The organism is Novipirellula caenicola (genome assembly GCF_039545035.1).
In the GTDB taxonomy this organism is placed as follows: Bacteria; Planctomycetota; Planctomycetia; order Pirellulales; family Pirellulaceae; genus Novipirellula; species Novipirellula caenicola.
Map to the genome: position 1 here is coordinate 160,401 of NZ_BAABRO010000002.1, position 19,908 is coordinate 180,308.

At 56.2% G+C, this 19,908-nt stretch carries 14 protein-coding genes; 7 read left to right on the top strand and 7 right to left on the bottom strand.

All coding sequences use genetic code 11. The features are described 5' to 3' along the window. Window positions 1-106: 106 nt before the first annotated feature. A complete protein-coding gene (locus ABEA92_RS04745) occupies window positions 107-1,261 on the bottom strand; it encodes a DUF1207 domain-containing protein (RefSeq protein WP_345682657.1) in 1,155 nt (384 codons plus the stop codon). 479 nt (window positions 1,262-1,740) lie between these two features. Here ABEA92_RS04745 and ABEA92_RS04750 point away from each other — a divergent pair, with 479 nt between their 5' ends. Together ABEA92_RS04750 and ABEA92_RS04755 are read left to right on the top strand one after the other, a co-directional pair. Further along, complete coding sequence (locus ABEA92_RS04750) at window positions 1,741-3,414, top strand: sensor histidine kinase (protein ID WP_345682658.1); 1,674 nt, start codon at window positions 1,741-1,743, stop codon at window positions 3,412-3,414. A 10-nt stretch (window positions 3,415-3,424) separates the two neighbouring features. Beyond that, entirely contained in the window at window positions 3,425-4,774 is a 1,350-nt protein-coding gene (locus tag ABEA92_RS04755) for a sigma-54-dependent transcriptional regulator (protein ID WP_345683194.1), read from the top strand. A 180-nt stretch (window positions 4,775-4,954) separates the two neighbouring features. On the opposite strand, the gene lexA is transcribed toward ABEA92_RS04755, so the two are convergent. Continuing rightward, window positions 4,955-5,554, bottom strand: coding sequence for a transcriptional repressor LexA (lexA, locus tag ABEA92_RS04760; protein WP_345682659.1), 600 nt, complete (start codon window positions 5,552-5,554; stop codon window positions 4,955-4,957). A 159-nt stretch (window positions 5,555-5,713) separates the two neighbouring features. After that, the gene (locus tag ABEA92_RS04765; RefSeq protein WP_345682660.1) at window positions 5,714-6,523 is read right to left on the bottom strand and encodes an undecaprenyl-diphosphate phosphatase; all 810 of its coding nucleotides are present in this window, start codon (window positions 6,521-6,523) and stop codon (window positions 5,714-5,716) included. A 177-nt stretch (window positions 6,524-6,700) separates the two neighbouring features. Between ABEA92_RS04765 and ABEA92_RS04770 the strand changes: the two genes are divergently transcribed. Both ABEA92_RS04770 and ABEA92_RS04775 read left to right on the top strand, forming a co-directional pair. After that, window positions 6,701-7,747, top strand: a complete 1,047-nt coding sequence (locus ABEA92_RS04770) for a DUF368 domain-containing protein (RefSeq protein ID WP_345682661.1) — start codon at window positions 6,701-6,703, stop codon at window positions 7,745-7,747. A 405-nt stretch (window positions 7,748-8,152) separates the two neighbouring features. After that, window positions 8,153-9,235 (top strand): hypothetical protein, encoded by a 1,083-nt coding sequence (locus ABEA92_RS04775; protein ID WP_345682662.1) that lies wholly within the window; start codon window positions 8,153-8,155, stop codon window positions 9,233-9,235. Window positions 9,236-10,126: 891 nt separating this feature from the next. Here ABEA92_RS04775 and ABEA92_RS04780 read toward each other — a convergent pair. After that, window positions 10,127-11,341 (bottom strand): 3-hydroxyacyl-CoA dehydrogenase family protein, encoded by a 1,215-nt coding sequence (locus tag ABEA92_RS04780; RefSeq protein WP_345682663.1) that lies wholly within the window; start codon window positions 11,339-11,341, stop codon window positions 10,127-10,129. Window positions 11,342-11,553: 212 nt separating this feature from the next. On the opposite strand from ABEA92_RS04780, the gene dapF reads away from it, so the two are divergent. After that, complete coding sequence (gene dapF, locus ABEA92_RS04785) at window positions 11,554-12,399, top strand: diaminopimelate epimerase (RefSeq protein ID WP_345682664.1); 846 nt, start codon at window positions 11,554-11,556, stop codon at window positions 12,397-12,399. Beyond that, window positions 12,387-13,631, top strand: coding sequence for an exodeoxyribonuclease VII large subunit (gene xseA, locus ABEA92_RS04790; RefSeq protein ID WP_425572395.1), 1,245 nt, complete (start codon window positions 12,387-12,389; stop codon window positions 13,629-13,631). The genes dapF and xseA overlap by 13 nt, the downstream gene beginning before the upstream one ends. Before the next feature lie 296 nt (window positions 13,632-13,927). On the opposite strand, the gene ABEA92_RS04795 is transcribed toward xseA, so the two are convergent. The 3 genes from ABEA92_RS04795 to ABEA92_RS04805 all read right to left on the bottom strand — a co-directional run bounded on the left by ABEA92_RS04795 (window position 13,928) and on the right by ABEA92_RS04805 (window position 17,524). Further along, a complete protein-coding gene (locus tag ABEA92_RS04795; RefSeq protein WP_425572396.1) occupies window positions 13,928-15,043 on the bottom strand; it encodes an RluA family pseudouridine synthase in 1,116 nt (371 codons plus the stop codon). Next, the gene (locus tag ABEA92_RS04800) at window positions 15,040-16,134 is read right to left on the bottom strand and encodes a YfgM family protein (protein WP_345682666.1); all 1,095 of its coding nucleotides are present in this window, start codon (window positions 16,132-16,134) and stop codon (window positions 15,040-15,042) included. Before ABEA92_RS04800 ends, ABEA92_RS04795 begins: the two co-directional genes overlap by 4 nt. Window positions 16,135-16,501: 367 nt before the next feature. Continuing rightward, entirely contained in the window at window positions 16,502-17,524 is a 1,023-nt protein-coding gene (locus ABEA92_RS04805) for an N-formylglutamate amidohydrolase (RefSeq protein ID WP_345682667.1), read from the bottom strand. Between the two features lie 351 nt (window positions 17,525-17,875). Between ABEA92_RS04805 and ABEA92_RS04810 the strand changes: the two genes are divergently transcribed. Beyond that, window positions 17,876-19,846 (top strand): SH3 domain-containing protein, encoded by a 1,971-nt coding sequence (locus ABEA92_RS04810; protein ID WP_345682668.1) that lies wholly within the window; start codon window positions 17,876-17,878, stop codon window positions 19,844-19,846. The last annotated feature ends 62 nt before the right edge of the window (window positions 19,847-19,908 follow it).

The following is a 19,908-nucleotide window of genomic DNA, read 5'->3' on the forward strand; positions in this document are numbered from 1 at the left end:
CACCGATTTGCTCGGTGATCACACGGCGAAACCTGACAACCAAAAGCGGCTGCCCTCTGGCGAGGGTTGGCCGCTTTTTTTTGTGAAGATGATTACCGAGGCGATGCTAGTAATCGAACCAGCTACCGATGCCGATTTGCTCTTCGCGTTGATGAAAGAACTCGAACTGCGTGGTGTAGCCGTTTAGATATTGCAGTCCAAAACGAATTCGGCGTTGTGACGCCATACCCTGCCACTGCCAACCGGTTTGCAGCGTCATCGTGGGCGAAAAATCGACTGCTTCACGAACGTCGACGTTGATGGCGTTAAATGGCCCGCCACGCTTAGGCTGTAGCGGAACCGGTACGTGCTCGGCACCGAATTGAATTTGGATTGGCTTGGCGCCGCCGGACGCCTTTACCGCATAGGCAAACTCGCCGTACACCCGCAGCGGATCAGATGCTTGGTAACTAACGCCCGCGATCAGCGATTCCGTCACATAGTTGATTCGCTGAAACAACGGAAAACGTTCCATGTATTCGTCGCCCACGTGCGACGAGATGTGAAAGTAGCCGAGTTTCGCGGACCATGGTCCATCCGCGTACGTGATCAGCGTTCCGAAACGAAAGTCCATCGATTCGACGTCTTCTGAATTTTCGACATCCAACCGAACCATCACGGCTCCTTCGAGATCCCACTGCCAACCTTCCGCTGCGACCGCCCCCGGCGTTCCATAGCGCAACAATCCGACACGTCCGCCGAGCGTCGCGTCCCACAAGATCCCGCTCTCGGTATCGCTAAACAGGACAGTCGAAATACGCGGCTCGTGAGGCCCGGCAAGGTACGATTTATAGAGCAGCCCGTCCGGCAAAATCACCCAATCATGTTGCGGTTGCGATCGATTTGCATTCGATGAATGCACCGACGGCAACCACTCTTCATGTACGGTGTCCTGTTCGAACGTATGGACCTGACCATGCAAACGGGCATGTTCTGACGATGGGGAAGACTCCGTAATCATCCCGTCGGTGAATCCCCATCCTGTCGTTTCGTCGGTGCGATTCCTCGGACGTGTCGCATCGCCGAGCGACGGATCGAACCAACTAGGGCTCGCGTCGCCGCCATCGGCACGCACCGTTCCGCTAGCATCCGTCAATGGAACCGCAGCTTCGCCCGGCGGTTTGCTCCAAGGCAATTCGATCGGTGTTTGCTTTTGCCCATGGCTAGCTAATCGCAGCCACGATGCATCGACTTCGCTGCCACGTGTCGATTCAGGCGTCATCCCCCACAACAACATTGCGAAAAGGATCGCCCGCTTCGTGGATCGAGAAGGCTGAGAACAGAAACGACTAAGAGAACGAATCAAGTGCCACCGGCAGCTCGGAGGTAGATGAAACGCCTCACCTTGAAAGCGTTTAAGACGTTCAGAAATGCACCCGGAAACAAAATCATTCCCAGGGATCCCAAACAGCCTACTCGACTTGTTTCGTCATTTCCAAGAGATCCACTTCGTCTTTTACGCTGAAAATTTCCAGCATTGACACTCAAACGCTAGCAATCAAATGCAAGCAACTGATTGCATCTTGTCGTAGGATTGACGGCAGCGGGCTGAACTCTCGGCGGCTTCGTTGGGATAGGAAGCCGCGACAACAAGTTTCTGTTTGGGTTCGTCTTGTCCAATTCGATGCAGATCGATAGGCTGAAGTTTCGCGCCGCTGAAAAGGATTTTTCAAGCGTTTTCGGCCAGGGAGGGGAATTTTCGTGCTTCGTCGACGATCCATTCGTACAAAACTTTTTGCCGCTCTCGGGCTACTTTCAACAATCATGTTGATCCTTGCCTTTAGCGGTTTCTGGGGGCTTAACCGCTACCAGCAACTCGCCAACGCGATCAGCCGGCGGGCGACGGAGATCCCTTACGCCAATGATATCAATCGTTTGGCGGAAACGCTGCGGGATCGCAATAGCCGGCTCAAGGATTTGCAGCACAACGGGGGCATGATCGATGCCGCGTTGCTAGAAAACCCGCTCGTTGAGATTGAGCGGTCTCGCTACAAGCAAGTGTTGCTCGAACTTGATTTGCGGCTCCAGCTTTACGAGGACGTCCTGAACTCGATTGATGCCGAATCGAACTTGCTGATCGATGCGGCGCGGCAACGACGAAGTCTGGCGGAGATTCGAAAATCCGTCGATGACCTTGATCGTTTTCATCGTCGACCGGTCACGATTGACTACTCGCTGAAAAGCGAATTGTCCGAGCGGTTGGATTCGCTGGTCGAACAGACCCACGAACATCTGTCGCTAATCCACGGCGGGATGGCGGCGTTTAGCCATGATGTCCGCGGTCAATACCGCACGTGGTTTGCGGTCGCATGCCTGTGCACGATCGTATCGATGAGCTTGGTGGCGCTGCTGGTTTGGGGGTTCCACTCGTTGGTCGTCAAACCGTTTCGCACGCTGATCGTCGGGTCGCGGCTGGTTGCCGGCGGCCAATTGAATCACCGCATCGACTTGGGGACCGGCGACGAGCTTAGCGAGCTGGCCGCAGCGATGAACGAAATGACCGATCGTTTTCAGAAAGCGTACAAGAAAGTCAATTCGCTATGCACCGACTTGGACCGGCAAGTCCGCGAACGAACGCGTGAAGTGATCCAGAACGAGCAACTCGCCAGCGTTGGTTTTTTAGCGGCAGGCGTGGCTCACGAGATCAACAATCCATTGGCGACCATTGCTTGGAGCGCTGAATCGCTCGAATCCCGACTCGAGGAAGCGATTTGTTTGACCGGCACTGAGAACAAATTTGATGATGACTTTTTGACCATCGTACGTACCAATTTGCGGCGTATCGAAGACGAAGCCTTCCGCTGCAAAGGGATCACCGAACGGCTGCTCGATTTCAGTCGTTTGAATGAAGTGCGACGCGCATCGACCGACTTGAAAGAGCTGGTCGAAGAAGTCGTCTCGATGGTTAGCAAGGTGGGTAAGTATCGCTGCAAGACGTTGCGCACCCATATCGCCGAGTCGGCCTATGCTCATGTCAATCCGCAAGAAATCCGGCAAGTCGTGCTGAACTTGGTCACCAACGCGCTCGAAAGCGTTGATACCGACGGCGCGGTTGACATTTACGTTTCCGGCGACGACAACACGACCACAGTCGTTGTTCAAGACAACGGTTGCGGAATGAGCCCCGATGTGCTGAAGCATTTGTTCGAACCCTTCTTCACTCGCCGCCGCGATGGCACCGGCACGGGACTCGGTTTGAGCATCACCTATCGCATCGTATCTCAGCACGGCGGTTCCTTGACCGCACACAGCGATGGCGAAGGGCGAGGATCACGAATGGAAGTGTCCTTGCCTGCCCGCGCCGTACACGAAGACAATCCTACAAAAAGTCGCGATACAATTGGATGGAATCATGAGTCAGTCAAAGCAGCCTAAACGCAATGCAATGCATATCCTGTTCGCCGACGACGAAAAGAACTTGCAAGAGTTGATGCGTAGTGAACTTCCTCGCATGGGTTACACCGTGACCGTGTGCCCGGACGGTTTGACGGCCGTCGCCGCACTCGAGAAAGAACCGTTTGATTGCTTGCTAGTCGATCTAGACATGCCGGGAATGAATGGCATCGATGTGATCGGCAAAGCACGCGAGCTGCGTCCTGAAATCGAAGCGGTTGTCATGACCGGCAAACCGAGCCAGGAGACTGCGATCGCGGCGCTGCGTCACCAAGCCTTCGATTACCTGACGAAACCCTGTCGTTTGGCGGACATCGCGGGGCTGCTTGGACGGGTCGCCGAGCGTCGTCAAACCAAACGCCAACTTGCAGCGCTCCAGCACCGGCTAAAGCGAGCCGAGGGTGATTGCAAAATGGTCGGCAACGGCGCTGCGATGGAGGCCGTACGCAACTTGATCGCGAAGGTTGCGCCTACCGAAAGCAGCGTGTTGATTCGAGGCGAAACCGGATGCGGCAAAGAATTGGTCGCACGCGCGATCCACGATTCAAGCTTGCGTGCCGAGCAACCGATGGTCGCGATCAACTGCGGAGCACTGCCGGAAAATTTGATCGAAAGCGAACTGTTCGGGCACTGCAAAGGCGCGTTCACCGGCGCTGATGCTGCTCGCACCGGATTGTTCGAAGTTGCCGATGGCGGCACGATCTTTCTGGACGAAATTGGCGAGTTGCCATTGGCGATGCAGGCCAAATTGCTGCGTGTCCTCGAAACCGGTGACATTCGCCGACTTGGTGACAACCAAACGGTCAATGTCAACGTTCGTGTCGTCTGCGCAACTCACCGAGATCTCGAAAAGATGGTTGAAGATGGCACGTTTCGCGAAGACTTGATGTTCCGAATCAACACCTTCGAAATCCATGTCCCCGCGCTGCGAGAGCGAACCGAAGATATCCTTCCGTTGGCATCGCATCTACTGTGCCGACACCGTACCGATGGCAGCAGTGAACATCTCTTTACACCCGAAGCGATCGCGGAACTCAAGTCGCATCAGTGGCCGGGTAATGTTCGCGAACTTGCGAACGTGATCGAACATGCCGCGATTTTGTGTGATTCACTACCAATTGGAACCGAACACCTGCCGCGTCATTTCGGCCGCCGTCAACTGCGCAAAGAGTTGCGTGATTCGGAACCGATGACACTGCGTGACATGGAAATGCTCGCGATCGAACGAGCGCTCGCCCGGCACGATGGCAATAAACCAGCGGTCGCCGAAGAATTGGGCGTCAGTCTGAAAACGCTTTACAACAAGATCAATTCGGCCGAAGAGAAAAAGCTGGCCAGTTGACCAAGACGTTGCATCACGAGACAGGAAGATGCAGCAAGTGGAATGACCGCCGCGAATAGGATTACGGTGAACAGGATTGCCGCGTCACGCAAGCGCGGTCCTGAATCGCTGGCGGCTAACTTCGCTGGCGGCTAATTGCGTCATCGATCCACCTGATTGATGATCGATATGATTAGCGATCTAGATCCCCGTGCGCACCAATCCCACGGCGACTCCGACCACGGTCGCCGTTTTGACGTAGCGAGGCGGTATCGCTGCGTTGGCTGATTGCAATCGAATGCGATCCGCTTCGGGGTGCCAATAGGCCAACGCGCAATCGCCGTCGGGTGTCTGAGCGACGACCATTTGTCCGGGAAAAGCGTGGTCTTGTCGCTGCACGATCACGTAGTCACCGTCGACGATCTTGGCGTCGATCATCGAGTCGCCGCTGACTTGCAGCACGAAACGATTGTCGCCAAACAGCATCTCGCTAAAGTCAACTCGTTCATTTTGCTCGGCTGACAACGAGGAAGGAGCCCCGGCGACAACCCCGCCCATCGATAGGCTGTTTGGGTTACGGTCGGCCGCCTGCGTCAACTCGATCGCTCGCGACTTATTCGGACTGCGGATGATCAAGCCTTTGCGCTCAAGGGCGCGAAGATGGCACATCACTCCGTTGGGACTTTTGATACCGAAATGTTCACCAATCTCTCGGACGGTTGGCCCGTAGCCTCGCTTTACAATCAGCGAGCGAATCATGTTGTAGACATTCTGCTGGCGGTCTGTGAGTTGAGCCGACATCGAGGGGGCCTTTTTCTAACACATTGGGGGTCGTTATGTCGCTAGCATAACAAGCGAATGCCCACGATTGTACCATGCACTAAACGTGTGTCCACAATAATCTGGCGTGGCCGACCTGCCCCCGTCTGTGCGGGGCCCAGATAGCGGCGAACGTGCCCTCTATGGGGACAGCATCCCCCCTAGCACCAACACTACCGCCGCCGCGCCAGCGGGGATGCACCACCAAGCGAACCAGTGGAGTCGATCCAGGCGGCTCCATCCGATCAGCCATTTCAGCGCGATGATGCCGACGACGAAGGAAACGAGTGCTCCGATGGCGAGTGCGGCGGGCGAGAAAACCACGTCTGTCGCCTCGGTCTGCAGCGCTGGGGAAAGTTGGCGAGCTTCGAGGAAATCCTTTAATTCCAGCACCACGGCGCCACAGATGGCGGGTATCGCCAACAGGAAGGAAAACGTGACGGAGTCTTCATTTTTCACCCCTAGCAGCCGTGCTCCCAGGATTGTGGATCCGCTGCGGCTGATGCCGGGCAAAATGGCAAACGCTTGAAAGCAGCCCACCGCAAAAGCGGCCATCAGGCTCATCTTTTGATATTCGCCCTCACGGGGTTTCAGACGGCCGAGCAGGATCAGGAAGATTCCCGTGACGATCAACATCGAGCCAGCTAGAAGTGGCGAGCGCATCAACCATTCAAAGTTTTTCTTGATCGTTAACCCCACAATGACTGCTGGGATGGTGCCGATAATCAGCAATCCGATGACGCGGCGATCGCTGAACAGAAGGTCGAGGATGCGTCGCCAATAGATCACCAGGATGGAGCCGAGCGTGCCAGCGTGAAGGATGATTTCTAGCGTTGGCGATTCACTCAGTTTGCCCGTCAGAGCGCCGAGCACGACCAAATGCCCCGAAGAACTAATGGGCAGGAATTCTGCAATGCCTTGTACGACAGCGAGAAAAAGAATCTGTAACACGGCGGCGTTGGTCCTTGGCGGGAAGGTCGGGGCGAGACAGCGAGACAGACTCGGAGTGAGCCATGCGGGTTTTAAAGCGCGGTCCGGAGTTGTGGAAGGGCAACGCCCAGTGTTAGAAAATCGGATTATAGTTGTCGCTATGTCCACTGCGACTTAATTCAAAGACAGGAAAGTTTGATGCATCACACCGAAGACTCGGTTGCAGACACCGTTGCAAGTCCGACTGGGACGGACCAAGTCACGTCCAGCGACGCCGAGGGACCGCTAAAGCTGGCAACGAATCCCACCGTTTTGGGCGACGTCATCAATGTGGTTCGCGGATTCTGCATGGGAGCTGCCGACACCGTGCCTGGTGTTAGCGGAGGCACGGTGGCGTTGATTTTGGGGCATTACCAGCGGCTGGTGACCTGTATCTCACAAATTGACTCGCATTTCGTTTCGCTGGTGCTGCATCGAAAATTTCGTGAAGCGGGACGCCACATCGACCTTCGTTTCTTGATGGCGTTGGGCATTGGGATTGCGGCAGGGATTGTCTCGCTAGCGGGGCTGATGCATTGGTTGTTGGATCACAAGCAACCCGAGACGTTTGCGGTTTTCTTTGGCTTGATTCTCGCCAGTGTTTGGATTGTCAAAAGCTACGTCAGCCACTGGAGGGTGCCGCAGGTGGTCGCCTGTGTATTGGGCGTTGCCGTGGCGGTGGCGATCACGTTGATGCCAATGGGCGAGGGAGACATGGGTCTTCCGTTTTTGTTTTTGAGCGCCTCGGTGGCAATTTGTGCGATGATCTTGCCAGGGATTAGTGGCGCGTTTGTGCTGTTGTTGTTCGGAGTCTATCACCCGGTAACCGGATTGATCAAAGATGCCGCGAGAGGAATTGTGTCGCTGGAATCGCTGTTACAGATCGCAGTCTTCGCCAGTGGTTGTGCATTTGGGTTATTGGCGTTTTCGCGATTGCTGCGTTGGATGTTAGAACATCATCGCAGCACCACGATGGCGGGGCTGATTGGATTGATGATTGGCAGCGTCGGCAAACTATGGCCGCTGCAACAACCAACGCCAGAGACGGCAAATCTCGAAAGCAAGTTTCGGCAGATGGAATTTGTATCGTACAGCCAGTGGCCTGGCAGCATTGCGGTGTTGGTGGCTCTAGCCGTTGCCGCAGCCGTCGCCGTGATTGTGATCGAAAGCATCGCCAACAAGATCGACCACAACACCCCCACATAGCGAGGCCCTCCCTCAAACCGATTGTCGCCACTTCCACCACTTCCATGAGGGACACAGCATGTTTTAGGGGGGGGAGCCCAACTGTCATGTTAGCGGAGCATGATTGCAAGCAATCCTGCCGCGCACTTCATCGAGTTCATCACTTCATCGAGTTCATCACTTCATCGAGTTCATCACTTCATCGAGTTCATCACTTCATCGAGGGACAGAGCATGCTATCGGGGAACTGAATTCGCCAGCAGTATCCCGGAGGGACATAGCATTATTCTGGGGGGGGCGTGAGTTTGGCATTTTTTGGAACCCTGTCGCCACGCCGCCCAATCCCGGGGGTTGACTTTCGACGCATGCGGGGAAACAGTTCTTAAGTAAAGTGTCTTGATTCCTTCAACGCTAGCGAGGCCCACGATGGTACGCTTAGCACGCTCGGAGGTCTTCGATCCTGATGAAATCGCAATAGCTCACACCTCGAATCGCACGGTTCGGCGATGTTTCTTGATGGGCGACGACCCCATCTCAGGAAAAAACTTCGATCATCGCAAAGTGTGGATCGAACAGCGATTAATTCACTTCGCGGGCACATTCGGCGTAGATTTACTCTGTTTCTCAATCTTATCGAACCATTTCCACCTCATCCTGCGCTCGCGTCCGGATGTGGTTGCTCTCTGGGACGACAAAGAAGTGGCTCGGCGATGGATGCTGATATGCCCTCATCGCCGAAATGCCGATGGCTCAGCGATGCCACCGACCGACAGTGAAATTCACTCGATCGCGGGCTGTCCGATCAAATGCGCTGAAATTCGCAAGCGGCTCAGCAGCATCAGCTGGTGGATGCGACTCCTTTGCCAACGCATCGCGATGCGGGCTAACCAAGAGGACGAAGAAACGGGGCATTTCTTTCAAGACCGGTTTCACGCCACTCGGATCGCGGACGAAGCATCACTGCTTGCATGTGCAGCCTATGTCGACCTCAATCCGATTCGCGCCGCAATGGCTGAAACGCTTGAGCAAAGTGATCACACGTCGGTGCAGCGGCGAATCCAAGCAATTACCGCCGCCAAAGATGCATCTTGTAATGGAGAGAATCCGATTCCAAAATTGCCAGCCGACGCCATTGATGGCTTTCTTTCTCCGCTGTCGATTGATGAGCGATTTGATCCCATCGGCCCCTGCGTAAGCCAGTCGGCAACTCGCTGCAGCAACAAAGGATTCCTTTCAGTCTCAACCGCGGACTACTTGGAAATGCTCGACTGGACGGCTCGCCAAGTGAGGCCGGGGAAACGCGGCAGGACACCTAGTGGCGTGCCTCCGGTGCTGAAGCGATTAGGACTGGATGCAGCTTCCTGGTGTGAATTGGTGAGTGATTTTGGACGGCTGTTTTCTACCGTAGCAGGGCGGCCGGAGTGTGTCGATTCGATGCGAAGCCATCACACGCGACGCCGCTATCATTTGCGGCAGCGGGCACGCGAGCTACTAACAAGGCTCGATTAAGGCTGCAAGCCTCCTTTCCCTCCCGTGATCGCAACCGGGCCTTGATCCCGAAGATGACGTTGCATCTGCCCTCTCGGATCTTGGGATACCAGTAACTACGAATCCGTGCCAAAGGCGCGATACCGCCGTACTGCTGCCACTTAAATCCACGAAGCTTTTTTCCGCCCCTCACAAGCAAGGCATTTGCGGCACCCCCAACAAGATGCTGTGTCCCTACTTAAGGCTGCTACTTAAGCTGGCGGGAGAATGTCGTGGCAAGAAAGGGATTTGCATGGCCCCCAAAAAAGTGCTGTGTCCCTGGGTGAGAAGGGTGCGGGGGAAACGCCTGAACTAAGATGTCGGGCCAATAAAAAACCCGCCTGTTGAGAGCAGAATGCAACTCAACAGACGGGCATGTCTCGCAGTACCATCGAAGATGATCGCGAGTGGGGTGGCTGCGCCGAAGCATCAGCCCGCCGACTTAAAACTACGGGTTACCACCCCGTTGGCAAGTACAGCAATAATCCACTTGATCACCTCCTTTCACAATCTTGTTTGACGAGTTCAATCCGGGTGCCAACCAGAGAGGATTGAAGATCGTACGGAAAGTTTCGTTGCGACGCGTTATCGCAACACGGCAATCCCCATTATCACTACCTTCACAAGCAAAGGCAAGTAATTCAGAGGACATTTTTTCAGACGATCAGTACCACCAAATGGTTCACCCGATTTCGTCAAATCGGAAACTTTTTCGGCCGAATACGGCAATCTGTTTTCCGGTGGCAATCCAAAGGAACCGAGTGTGTTGTCCGCTTCGCATTGGCCATAATGCACCGGGTGGCGTGTGGGCCCCGGCCGCTGACGCGTCGCGGCTTAATAAATCAACAAGCCTCAATTAACGTTCGCTACGATCTATCCACCCCTCGCAAACCTCACAATCGATTCACTCGGTGTGTGATCGCTGAGCAATTCAAGCAACTCCGCTGGCGGCTGCAACGATTTCGAATCGGCGGCGGCCGCAGCAATGCTGCGACAAATCACATCGCTCCCAATCCGATCGAAACTGGCGTACCATTCGCCGCGCGGGCGATACCCGAGCCCGCCGGCCATCGCAATCTCGACTTGCTCAAGCGTTTGGGCCACCCCTTCGCGAAGTAACAACGCCGACTCGATCCACATCGCCAACCTCAATCGGTCCAGCACTTCGTCGTCACCAAAGACTCTGGTATTTCGCGAATACCGATCCCGAATTTCCATCGCCGCTGCCGCCAGCGTCGTACTACGAACGCCGTCGACATAATCGTAAAATCCACCGCCACTGAATCGTCCGCCACGCCCCTTTTTAATCATTGCCGGCAACATCGGCGAAGGATCGATGCGTGTCGGAAACGATTGCCAATAAACACGCCCGGCATCAAACATCGTTCGTGAACCGATCAAATCGATCAACTCCAGCGGCGATAGCGGCATCCCAAATCGCAAAGCCGCTTGCTCGATCTGCTCCGCTGTCGCCCCTTGACTGAGCAACAACATCGCCTCGTTCAGATAAGGCGAGAGCATGCGATTGACAATGAACCCTGGCGAGTCCGCAACCACCAGCGGCGAACGATCAATTCGCCGAACATGCTCAGTGACCGCAGCCAAGTTCACCGCCGACGTGTCGGCCGTCGGGATCACCTCGACGGCATCTCGCAACGTAACCGGCATGAAAAAATGCATCCCAATCAACCGCGACGGATCGTTCAAGGAACCCGCGATATCACCGATACGAAGCGTGGATGTGTTACTGCAAAGTATCCAGTCCTTACCAAGGCATCGCTCGACGCGCTGAAAAAACTGCTGCTTGACCTGCAGTCGCTCGACAATCGATTCAATCAAAATCGGCCTCGCATCCGACGTAACGAAATCGCGATGCGACAAGTCGATCATCGTGATGCCCTCGATATCCGATCGCGGCGAGGCGATCTGCCAAACCGAGGGATCCAAATCGAGTTCCTCGACGCAGCTTTCCAACGCCTCGGCATCCACGTCGCCAATCGTGATCGAGACGTTGGCGGCCAGGTGAACTTTGGCAATCGCACGTCCAACCACCCCCAATCCAACGAGTAGTGTGTCAGGACGCGACATAATCAATTTCCAAATCGGGGGGCGAGCATTCAGACGAGAGGGCAGTCCAGCACCATGTGCGTATTCTGCTGCAATTTCGCCTCATTTGGTAGATGCTGCATTCCTCGCCAAATCGGTTGCCGCCTACGCAAATCCCAAGAATCGGTTTAGATTGACGCTTTCGATGCAAACCACTGGCCACCACGATCCCTTTCCCGCGAAACTTCTGTTCGATGCGATTTACAAAAATGCATGGCGCTGGCAACGACTACGTTTACGTCGATTGCTTTGCCGAAAACCTTGATCATTGCGATGTAACCGAGCTGGCAAAATCGATCTCGCATCGTCATTTCGGCGTTGGCGGCGACGGTTTGATCCTGATTCGTCCCAGCGATGTCGCGGACGCGCGGATGCAGATGCTCAATGCCGATGGCAGCGAAAGCGAGATGTGCGGCAACGGCATTCGCTGTGTGGCAAAATACGTTTATGACCATGGGATCGCCCAGAAAGAAAACCTGAAAATCGAATCCGGTGGATCGGTACTCGACCTCTCGCTCGCGATCGGCGACGACGGCAAAGTCGACAGCGTGACAGTCGATATGGGTGAACCCATTCTCGAAGCATCCAAAGTGCCGACGTCCATCGTGGAAAGCGGCAAGGTGGTCGAACACGAAATCGAAATCGATGGCCGCAAACTAGCCGTCACCTGCGTGTCGATGGGCAATCCCCACTGCGTGATTTTCGTTCCCGAAGCAACCGACGATTTGGTACTCGGACTTGGTCCCAAAATCGAAACGGACCCGCGATTTCCCAAGCGAATCAATGTCGAGTTTGTCGAAGTCATCTCACCAAACGAAGTACGTCAACGAACCTGGGAACGCGGCAGCGGCGAAACTTGGGCTTGTGGAACCGGTGCGTCCGCCGTCTGTGTGGCAGGCGTATTGACTGGAAAAACCAACCGCAAAATTTTGAATCACCTGCTTGGCGGTGACCTCACGCTGCAGTGGTCCGAGTCGAGCGGACACGTGATGATGACCGGTGGAGCCGTCGAAGTTTTTTCCGGAGAATGGAACGCGTGAGTGATGCTGCACTAGCCGGCGAGTCGGTACACGCGATTTCCGTTTCGGAATTAAACGGTCACATCAAAGCGGTGATGGAAGGAACCTTTCCCGCGCTGTGGGTCGCTGGCGAAATTTCGGACTTGGTTCGTGCACGCAGCGGCCACATCTACTTTACGCTAAAAGATGATGACGCGCAAATTCGCGGTGTGCTTTGGCGAAACACCGCGATGCGAATCAAACATGATCTCGAAGATGGCCAAGCGGTGCTCTGTTTTGGCAACATCGATGTCTACGCTGCACGCGGAACGTACCAGTTAGTCGTTCGCAAGGTCGAACCACAAGGTATGGGATCGCTGCAATTGGCGTTTCAGCAATTGCAGGTCAAACTCGAACGCGAGGGCTTGTTTGCCGCAGAGCGGAAACGCCCGCTTCCGTCACTGCCACGCCGGATCGGTATCGTCACAAGCCCCTCGGGTGCCGCAGTTCGCGATTTCCTGCAGGCGGCATCCAACCGCTACCATGGCGCCGACGTGGTGGTGATCCCCGCTTTGGTCCAAGGCGAAGGAGCGGCCCAGTCGATCGTTGCGGCAATCCGATCAGCACAACGAATCACCCCCAAGCTTGACGTGCTGGTCGTCTCACGTGGCGGCGGCAGCCTCGAAGATTTGTGGTGCTTTAACGAAGAACCCGTCGTCCGCGCGGTAGCAGCGTCCGCCATCCCCACGGTCTCGGCCGTGGGACACGAAATCGATGTCACGCTCTGTGATCTTGCCGCAGACTTGCGTGCCCTGACGCCTACCGACGCCGCCACTCGCGTGCTGCCCGACGGAGTTTCCCTCAAAACGACGGCGGCGAATCTGCGGCAACGTCTCGATCGGGCCATACGCTTGGTGATTCACGAGCGACAGACCGAAGTGGCCGCGCTGATGCAGCGGCCGATCCTGCGAAAACCGATGGAGATCGTCCACTCGCGATCGCGGATGCTTGATGAATTGGACGCAAGAGCAAGACGCGCGATCACCGCGAACTTGAAAGCGGGGCGAAGCCAGGTGAGTGAACTCGCAGCGTCGCTATCGGCACTGTCCCCCGTGGCGGTGCTGTCGCGAGGATACAGCGTCACGCTGGACGCCGACGGCAAAGCGATTGCCGATGCGAATTCGCTTCATCCCGGCGACGTGATGGAAACACGGCTTCACAAAGGCCGTGTCGTTTCCAAGGTCGAATCGGTCCAAGACGGTCAAGCCGAGTGATCACAAACGGCACAATAGCGTTGACAGCTTGCTGAGTTAATTCGCATGCAAATCGCAGCGGTGAGCCGAGGCCCGTAAGGCCAATGCCATCGACTTTGGGTAGCGCTCGCGGCGCCAGCCGTCCGGTTGCGGCGAGTAAACCGTTCGATTTTGACCGGGCGGCTCGCGCCGCACCGCTATAAAAACCACCCGTTTAGCGAGAAACTAAATGGCATTGTCCGTAAGGCACCGAGTAGCGTGTGGGCCCCGGCCGCTGACGCGTCGCGGCTCCGTAAATCATTAACAGACGACCTACGCTACGGCAACCGCTCTAACACGTTGACCACTCGCATAATGTCCGCGGGCAGCGGGGCCTCGAATGTCATCGACTTGCCACTTTGTGGATGCTCGAACGTCAACTTGCGAGCATGCAGCGCTTGCCGATCCAACAGCACCTTGTCTTTGGTTTCGTCGTGCGTCCCGGTCAACATTCCCATCGTGACTTCCGCGTGCCCGGCGTACAGCCGGTCGCAAAGGATTGCAGCGCCAAGATGTGACAAGTGCACGCGGATTTGATGCGTGCGACCGGTCTTTGGTTTCACACGAACTTGCGTGAATCGACCATGGCGGCTGATCACTTCATAGAACGTCGACGCAGGCTTGCTGGTTTCATGGTGCTCGCGGATCGCCATTTTGTCACGCTGGTACGGATGACGACCAATCGGCATGTCGATAATGTCACGATCGCGATCGATCCGAGCCGCCGTGATCGCAAAGTATTCTTTCTCGACAACACGATTCGCGAATTGCTCGGACAAATGCATATGAACGGCGTTGGTTTTAGCCACTACAATCACGCCGCTGGTGTCACGATCCAACCGATGCACGATCCCTGGCCGCGTAGGCCCGCCCACGTCCGAAAGCGATTGAAAGCGAAACGCCAACGCGCTAGTTAACGTGCCGGTCCAGTTACCGCGTGCAGGGTGAACGACCATCCCCGGTGGCTTGTTGACGACGACCAACCCGTCATCTTCGTACAACACATCCAACGGAATGTTCTCGGGAACGGTATCGTCCGTAGGCGGCTCAGGCATACGAAAACGAATTCGCTGGCTCGCCTGAATCCGCACACTTGGTCGGACCGTCCGTCCGTCAAGCGTCGCCCCTTCCGCCTGGATCGCCTGGGTGATTTGAGTGCGGCTGAAGCCGTCACAAGCCTGCGTCAAAAAGAAGTCGATTCGCTGGCCGTTGGCCGATTCGGGCACGACGATATCACGAAAGACCTCTTCGCCAATGCGGACCTCGCCCCCGGTGTCGTCGCCGTCAAGGTCGTCGCCATCGAGCTCCTCGCCACCGAGGTCCTCATTCGGCACGTCCGATTCACTTGCCGCGGGACCGAACACGATATCATCGTCAGAGGAGTCTTTGATCACGACGCGTCCGACTCGGTCTTGGCTTCATCCACCGCAGGCGTTTCGTCCGCTTCGCTGGCTTCAGCGGCTTCGGGTGTCTCTGCTGCTTCATCCACTTCGACTTCCTCTACCGCCGCTTCCTTTTCTGCTTTGTCGGTATTTTCGGCCGGTGGATTCAGCTCCGTCTCCTGCTCGGCTGCAGGCGACTTCTCTTCGGCAGCATCTTTGTCGTCTGCAGCAGGCGTATCTTTGGGCTCAGCCTTCTTCTCGTCGGCTGGCTTCTCGTCCGCAGGCTCTTCCGTAACGGCAGCTTCTTCGCTGGCCTGTTCTTTGGCCTCTTCCTTGCCCTCTTCGGTCATCTCCGCGTCGTCGGGAAGGTTCAAACCGTCACCGGGCTCTTCGTCACTAGCCCCTCCGAGATCGGGCAGATCCAAATCGGGCATTTCCGGCAACATCGATCCACTTGGCAGCGATGGGGGAGCCGAGGGATCGCTTGGCGAAAAATCTTGATCCTTGAACCAAGTCAAAAAGTCTTTGGTGCTTTCTTTAGAAAGGGCGGCAATTCGCTCCTCACACGCATTGACCATTTCTTCGGATTCGCCGATGCGAACACATTCTTTGTAAGCGGCAATGGCCTTATCGAGATTGCCCAGTGCTTCCTCACTGCGAGCAATTCCGAAATAAGCACGTGAGAGCAACAATTCGTTATTGCCTTCGGCGATCGCATTACGAAACGCCTTGCTTGCTCCGTTTAACTGGTCTTCGGCATCCATGCGGTTGACGTACAACGTCCGCGTGCCCTGCGCCAACAAGGCACTGCCTTGATAAAGGTGGGCCCATGCGGCAGCTGGGGTATTCGGGTACTTGACGCTTACCGAGGCAAGCCCTTCGGGATCTTGCGATCCGGTTTGCTGCATCAGAAGCTCAAACGTCGCTTGGCTGCGATCTTCGCTAACTTTGCTGCTGTAGATGGCGTAGCCGATACCGCCGATCAGCAAGACTGCGACCGCAATCCCAATCGGACGCGAATAGGGCTCGATCGATTGATTGATTCGCCCTAAATAGTTGGCGAGGATGTTTTCTTGCAGTTCGTGTCGGCGTTCGCTTTTCATCACTTCGTCTTATTTGGATTAAATTGACACGTCGAAAACGGTGTCACTGATTCACTCGGGGGCGATTGGCGGGCGTAGCCCGGCGACCGAAGCGCTGAAGTATAGAAATCATAATGAGTTAGCGTCAATAGAGTCACATTAGCCTCACATGACGGTCACAACACCCTTGGATCGTCGATTTGCCAGTCCGATCGGGGGCTCTGAGCGTCGCATTCGCCCACCAAAAGACGCCGATTCGGGACGCGGAATCCCCGGGCCAATCCATGCGGTACCATCGCAGACGCCGCTGCAACTTTTTCGCCCGGCGATTTTGACGATTGCACTGCAAGCCGCACTGCACACCGAATGGCGTCAAGGCTGCAGCGATTTAGGCTGCGTCGGCCGCTTGGAATTCGAGCACTTCGTCGAGCGATTTGCAAATCCCTTCGATCGCCTGATCTCGCAGCGCGACTCGGCGGCCAGCCCAAGCTCGATTCAGCAGCAATTCCACACCGATATAATCGTCTGCCGTGAAATGGCTTCTCATCGCGGTAACCAAACTCTCGGTCGTTCCGCGGCGTGGATAATTTCGACGTACGCGAATCATCGGCGCCAAATCGTACATCTCGTCAATCCAGTCGAGACAGAACGCCATTTCGTCCTCACGCGATGGATCGTACAACAACCCCACGTCCGTCCGTCGCAATCGTCCTTCGCTTTTCAGAGCGAAGGAACGAACCGAGACGTGGATGGTGAACCCGTGTCGCCGCGAATTCTGCTCGATCGCAGCTTGGACTCGGTTTCGGTAATCGGCATGCACCTCTTGGATCAGCCGATCGCGAACTTCACGTGGCCATTTGCGAACCTCAGCCGGCATCACACTGCGGTGGCGAGCCGACCGGGTGACATCAATCAGAGCGGAAGTGTATTTGTTTTCAATGATTGGCGACTGCAATAACTTTGCCATTCGCCGAGCCACGTAGCGAGCAGCATCGTCGCCAGGCAACTTTTCAGGAAACCGGCCGAACACCAACTTGCCACCGCTGCACTGAGAATGGTCCTGCTTCCCTGACGAAACCTCGTTTGCCGAAGAAGTTTCCATCACCGAAGCAGCTTCCATCGCCAACGAACCACCGCTTGCCATTGAACTCGTCATCGCTGGCGACTCGGCAACCGAGTCCTCTCGCGCGATCGCCGGGACAACCGTCTCACCGCCACCACTGTTGCTTTCGCATCGTGGCCACTGGCAAATCACGCTGGTTTTCGCAGCTGAGTCTTCGTGATCTGGACTAATTTCCTGCGTAGTCGCCACGACCTCAGAATTCAACGCACATCCGCTCGACATCGGCTGACGAACCAGCCATGGGGGCACAAGCTCGCCTCCCATTTCGCAGCTAATCAGAATCGTCATTACGAGAGTCCTAGCAATAGCATTTGCAACCAAGTCGCGACGGCGGGTGTCGTGGAATGTTTGGCAGGGGAGTTTTTCAAACGTGGGGTGCTTCCTTCCCACCACCACGATCTTCACTACACGATCTTAGCGGGTGTTGCCAAGACGTAAACGGACAAAACAGGCGTGCGGACGTCGTTTACGACCTTCCTCAGCCCGCCCGACCAGGAGTTCAAGTTTCAAAAACGCCCGAAAACCTGATCCAGAAAAAGATTCCTCTTGTCCCCACCACCGCGAAATCGCTAACAACGAGTCAATTGATTCCTGAAATTTTGATTCGTGTACAGAGAATTTGTTCTCATGGGTTCGCCAATGAATGCTACATGGCTAAGCGTTGTCGCACTAAGTGCGGTGGCTTGCGTTGCGGATTGGACTCCGTTGATGGCGGACGACGGTAGCCTGGCATCGGATCCCTACGTCGTCTTTGTTGCTCAAGACGAGGCGTATGCGCGATGCGGCCCCTCGGACGAATTCTACCGCACCGACCCATTACGCTACGGACAAGAACTCGAAGTCTACGTTGAAACCGCCGACGGATGGCTCGGCGTTCGACCTCCTGATGACAGCTTTTGCTGGGTCCCCGCCGACGCGGTCGAAGTCGCCCGCGATGGCGACACGGCCGTGGTTACCGAAGACCGCACCGTGGCATGGATCGGAACACACCTGGGACGAGCTCGTCAGTTTCGTTGGCAAGTCCAACTTGCCGTCGGCGAACCCGTGACGATCATTGGAAAAGGCGAACGCGAAGGAGCGGACGGACCGCGATTGTGGTACCGCATCGTTCCTCCGTCCGGCGAATTTCGCTGGGTGCATCAAAGCCAGATCGCCGAGAGTGCCGAACAACTTGTCCAAGCCATTCGCAAACAGCGAAACACCGACATCGAATTCTTGCCCGGCGGCAGCACCACTCGCCGAGACTCGCCGTCGCGAGACGCAGTCGCCAACAGCGACACTCCGCCCAGCCACCCCCATCCGATCGCCGACGAAGAAGACTCGTTCGCGGGACGCGGCACCCTGAGCTCCGATTCATCAAGCCGACGCCACTCGCATGCCGTCCCTGCATCACTGCAAAACACTCCCTCGGTGCTCCTTCGCGATCCCGACGCTGATTCGCACGCAGGCAACCACCACTCATCGGTCTCGCTATCCCAGGTCACCGATGGAAACTCGCCTCAGCTACGCGAGGCACCTCGGGTAGGCGACGCTCAATCAGCAACCGAAGCAATCGGCAGCGGCGTTAGCGAACAATGGCGTTCGAACCCCACCGACCGTACCTCGGGTGAAACCGCACAAAACGAAACCGTTGGCGAAGCGATGTCAAAACGCGGGCTATTGGCCTCGGTTGAATTCATCGGCCGTCCGCGGTTAGCCGACATCGATGCCGGCATTCGTCAAATCGGCGGCGGTTTGCTCGACCGCACCTCGGCCGGCGGCGACACCGCCAGCGCGGGAACGCCATCAACCGAAACAAACTGGGTAACTGGGTCGACGCGAGGCCGCACCCAATCAATCCAACAAGTCGCGGGTAGCCAACCGTTGGCCTCGGCGACTGCAACAACCAGCCCACCGGTGTCCCCAATTCCCGCAGCCCCCGCTCCGGCAACACGCTATGTTTCCGCCGCCGCGATCGCCGCGGTCGAAACCGAAGTTCGCACCGCCGACATCGAGAAACTAAGCCTGATTTTTTCACGACTGATGGCGGCCAGCGCATCGGCTGCCGAAATGGGCCCCGTCGCAAAAGCGGCGAATCAAATCGCAACCTCAGCACCGGATCAGGCGACGGCGGAACGAGCGAGATCGCTGAGCGAACGAATTCAAAAATACCAAAACGTCGCCCAACGCCGCGACGGCACGGCGGTAATCCAAGCATCCCACACCCCATCGATCCCGTCGATGACGGTGCCAGCATCGGTCGCGTCAATCAGCCCGATGCAGCCCAGAATCCCAACGCAGCCTCAAACCGCGATGCCCGCCCCCGCCGACGTACCGCTACTGCAAACGCCTCCCGGCATCGCAGCAGCCGACGGTGAGCCCGAGAACACAGACGAATTGACGGCGACCGGATTTTTGGTCCAAGTCTATTCAGCGAGAAAGGACAGCCCTCCGTTTGCAATCACCGACAGCACCGGCCGCACGCTCGCCTACGCGACACCCTCACCGGGGCTGAACCTGCGAATGCACCTTAATAGTGAAGTTCGCATTCACGGTACCCGCAGCTATCTGCAAGGATTGAACACGCCTCACATTCGCGTCGCTCGAGCGGTCCGCACAGCGGAATACTAAAAAAAAGACAACCTCTGCGGGCCCTTTCGAAAAACATCAGTCCGCGCGGTGGCAACCGCGCG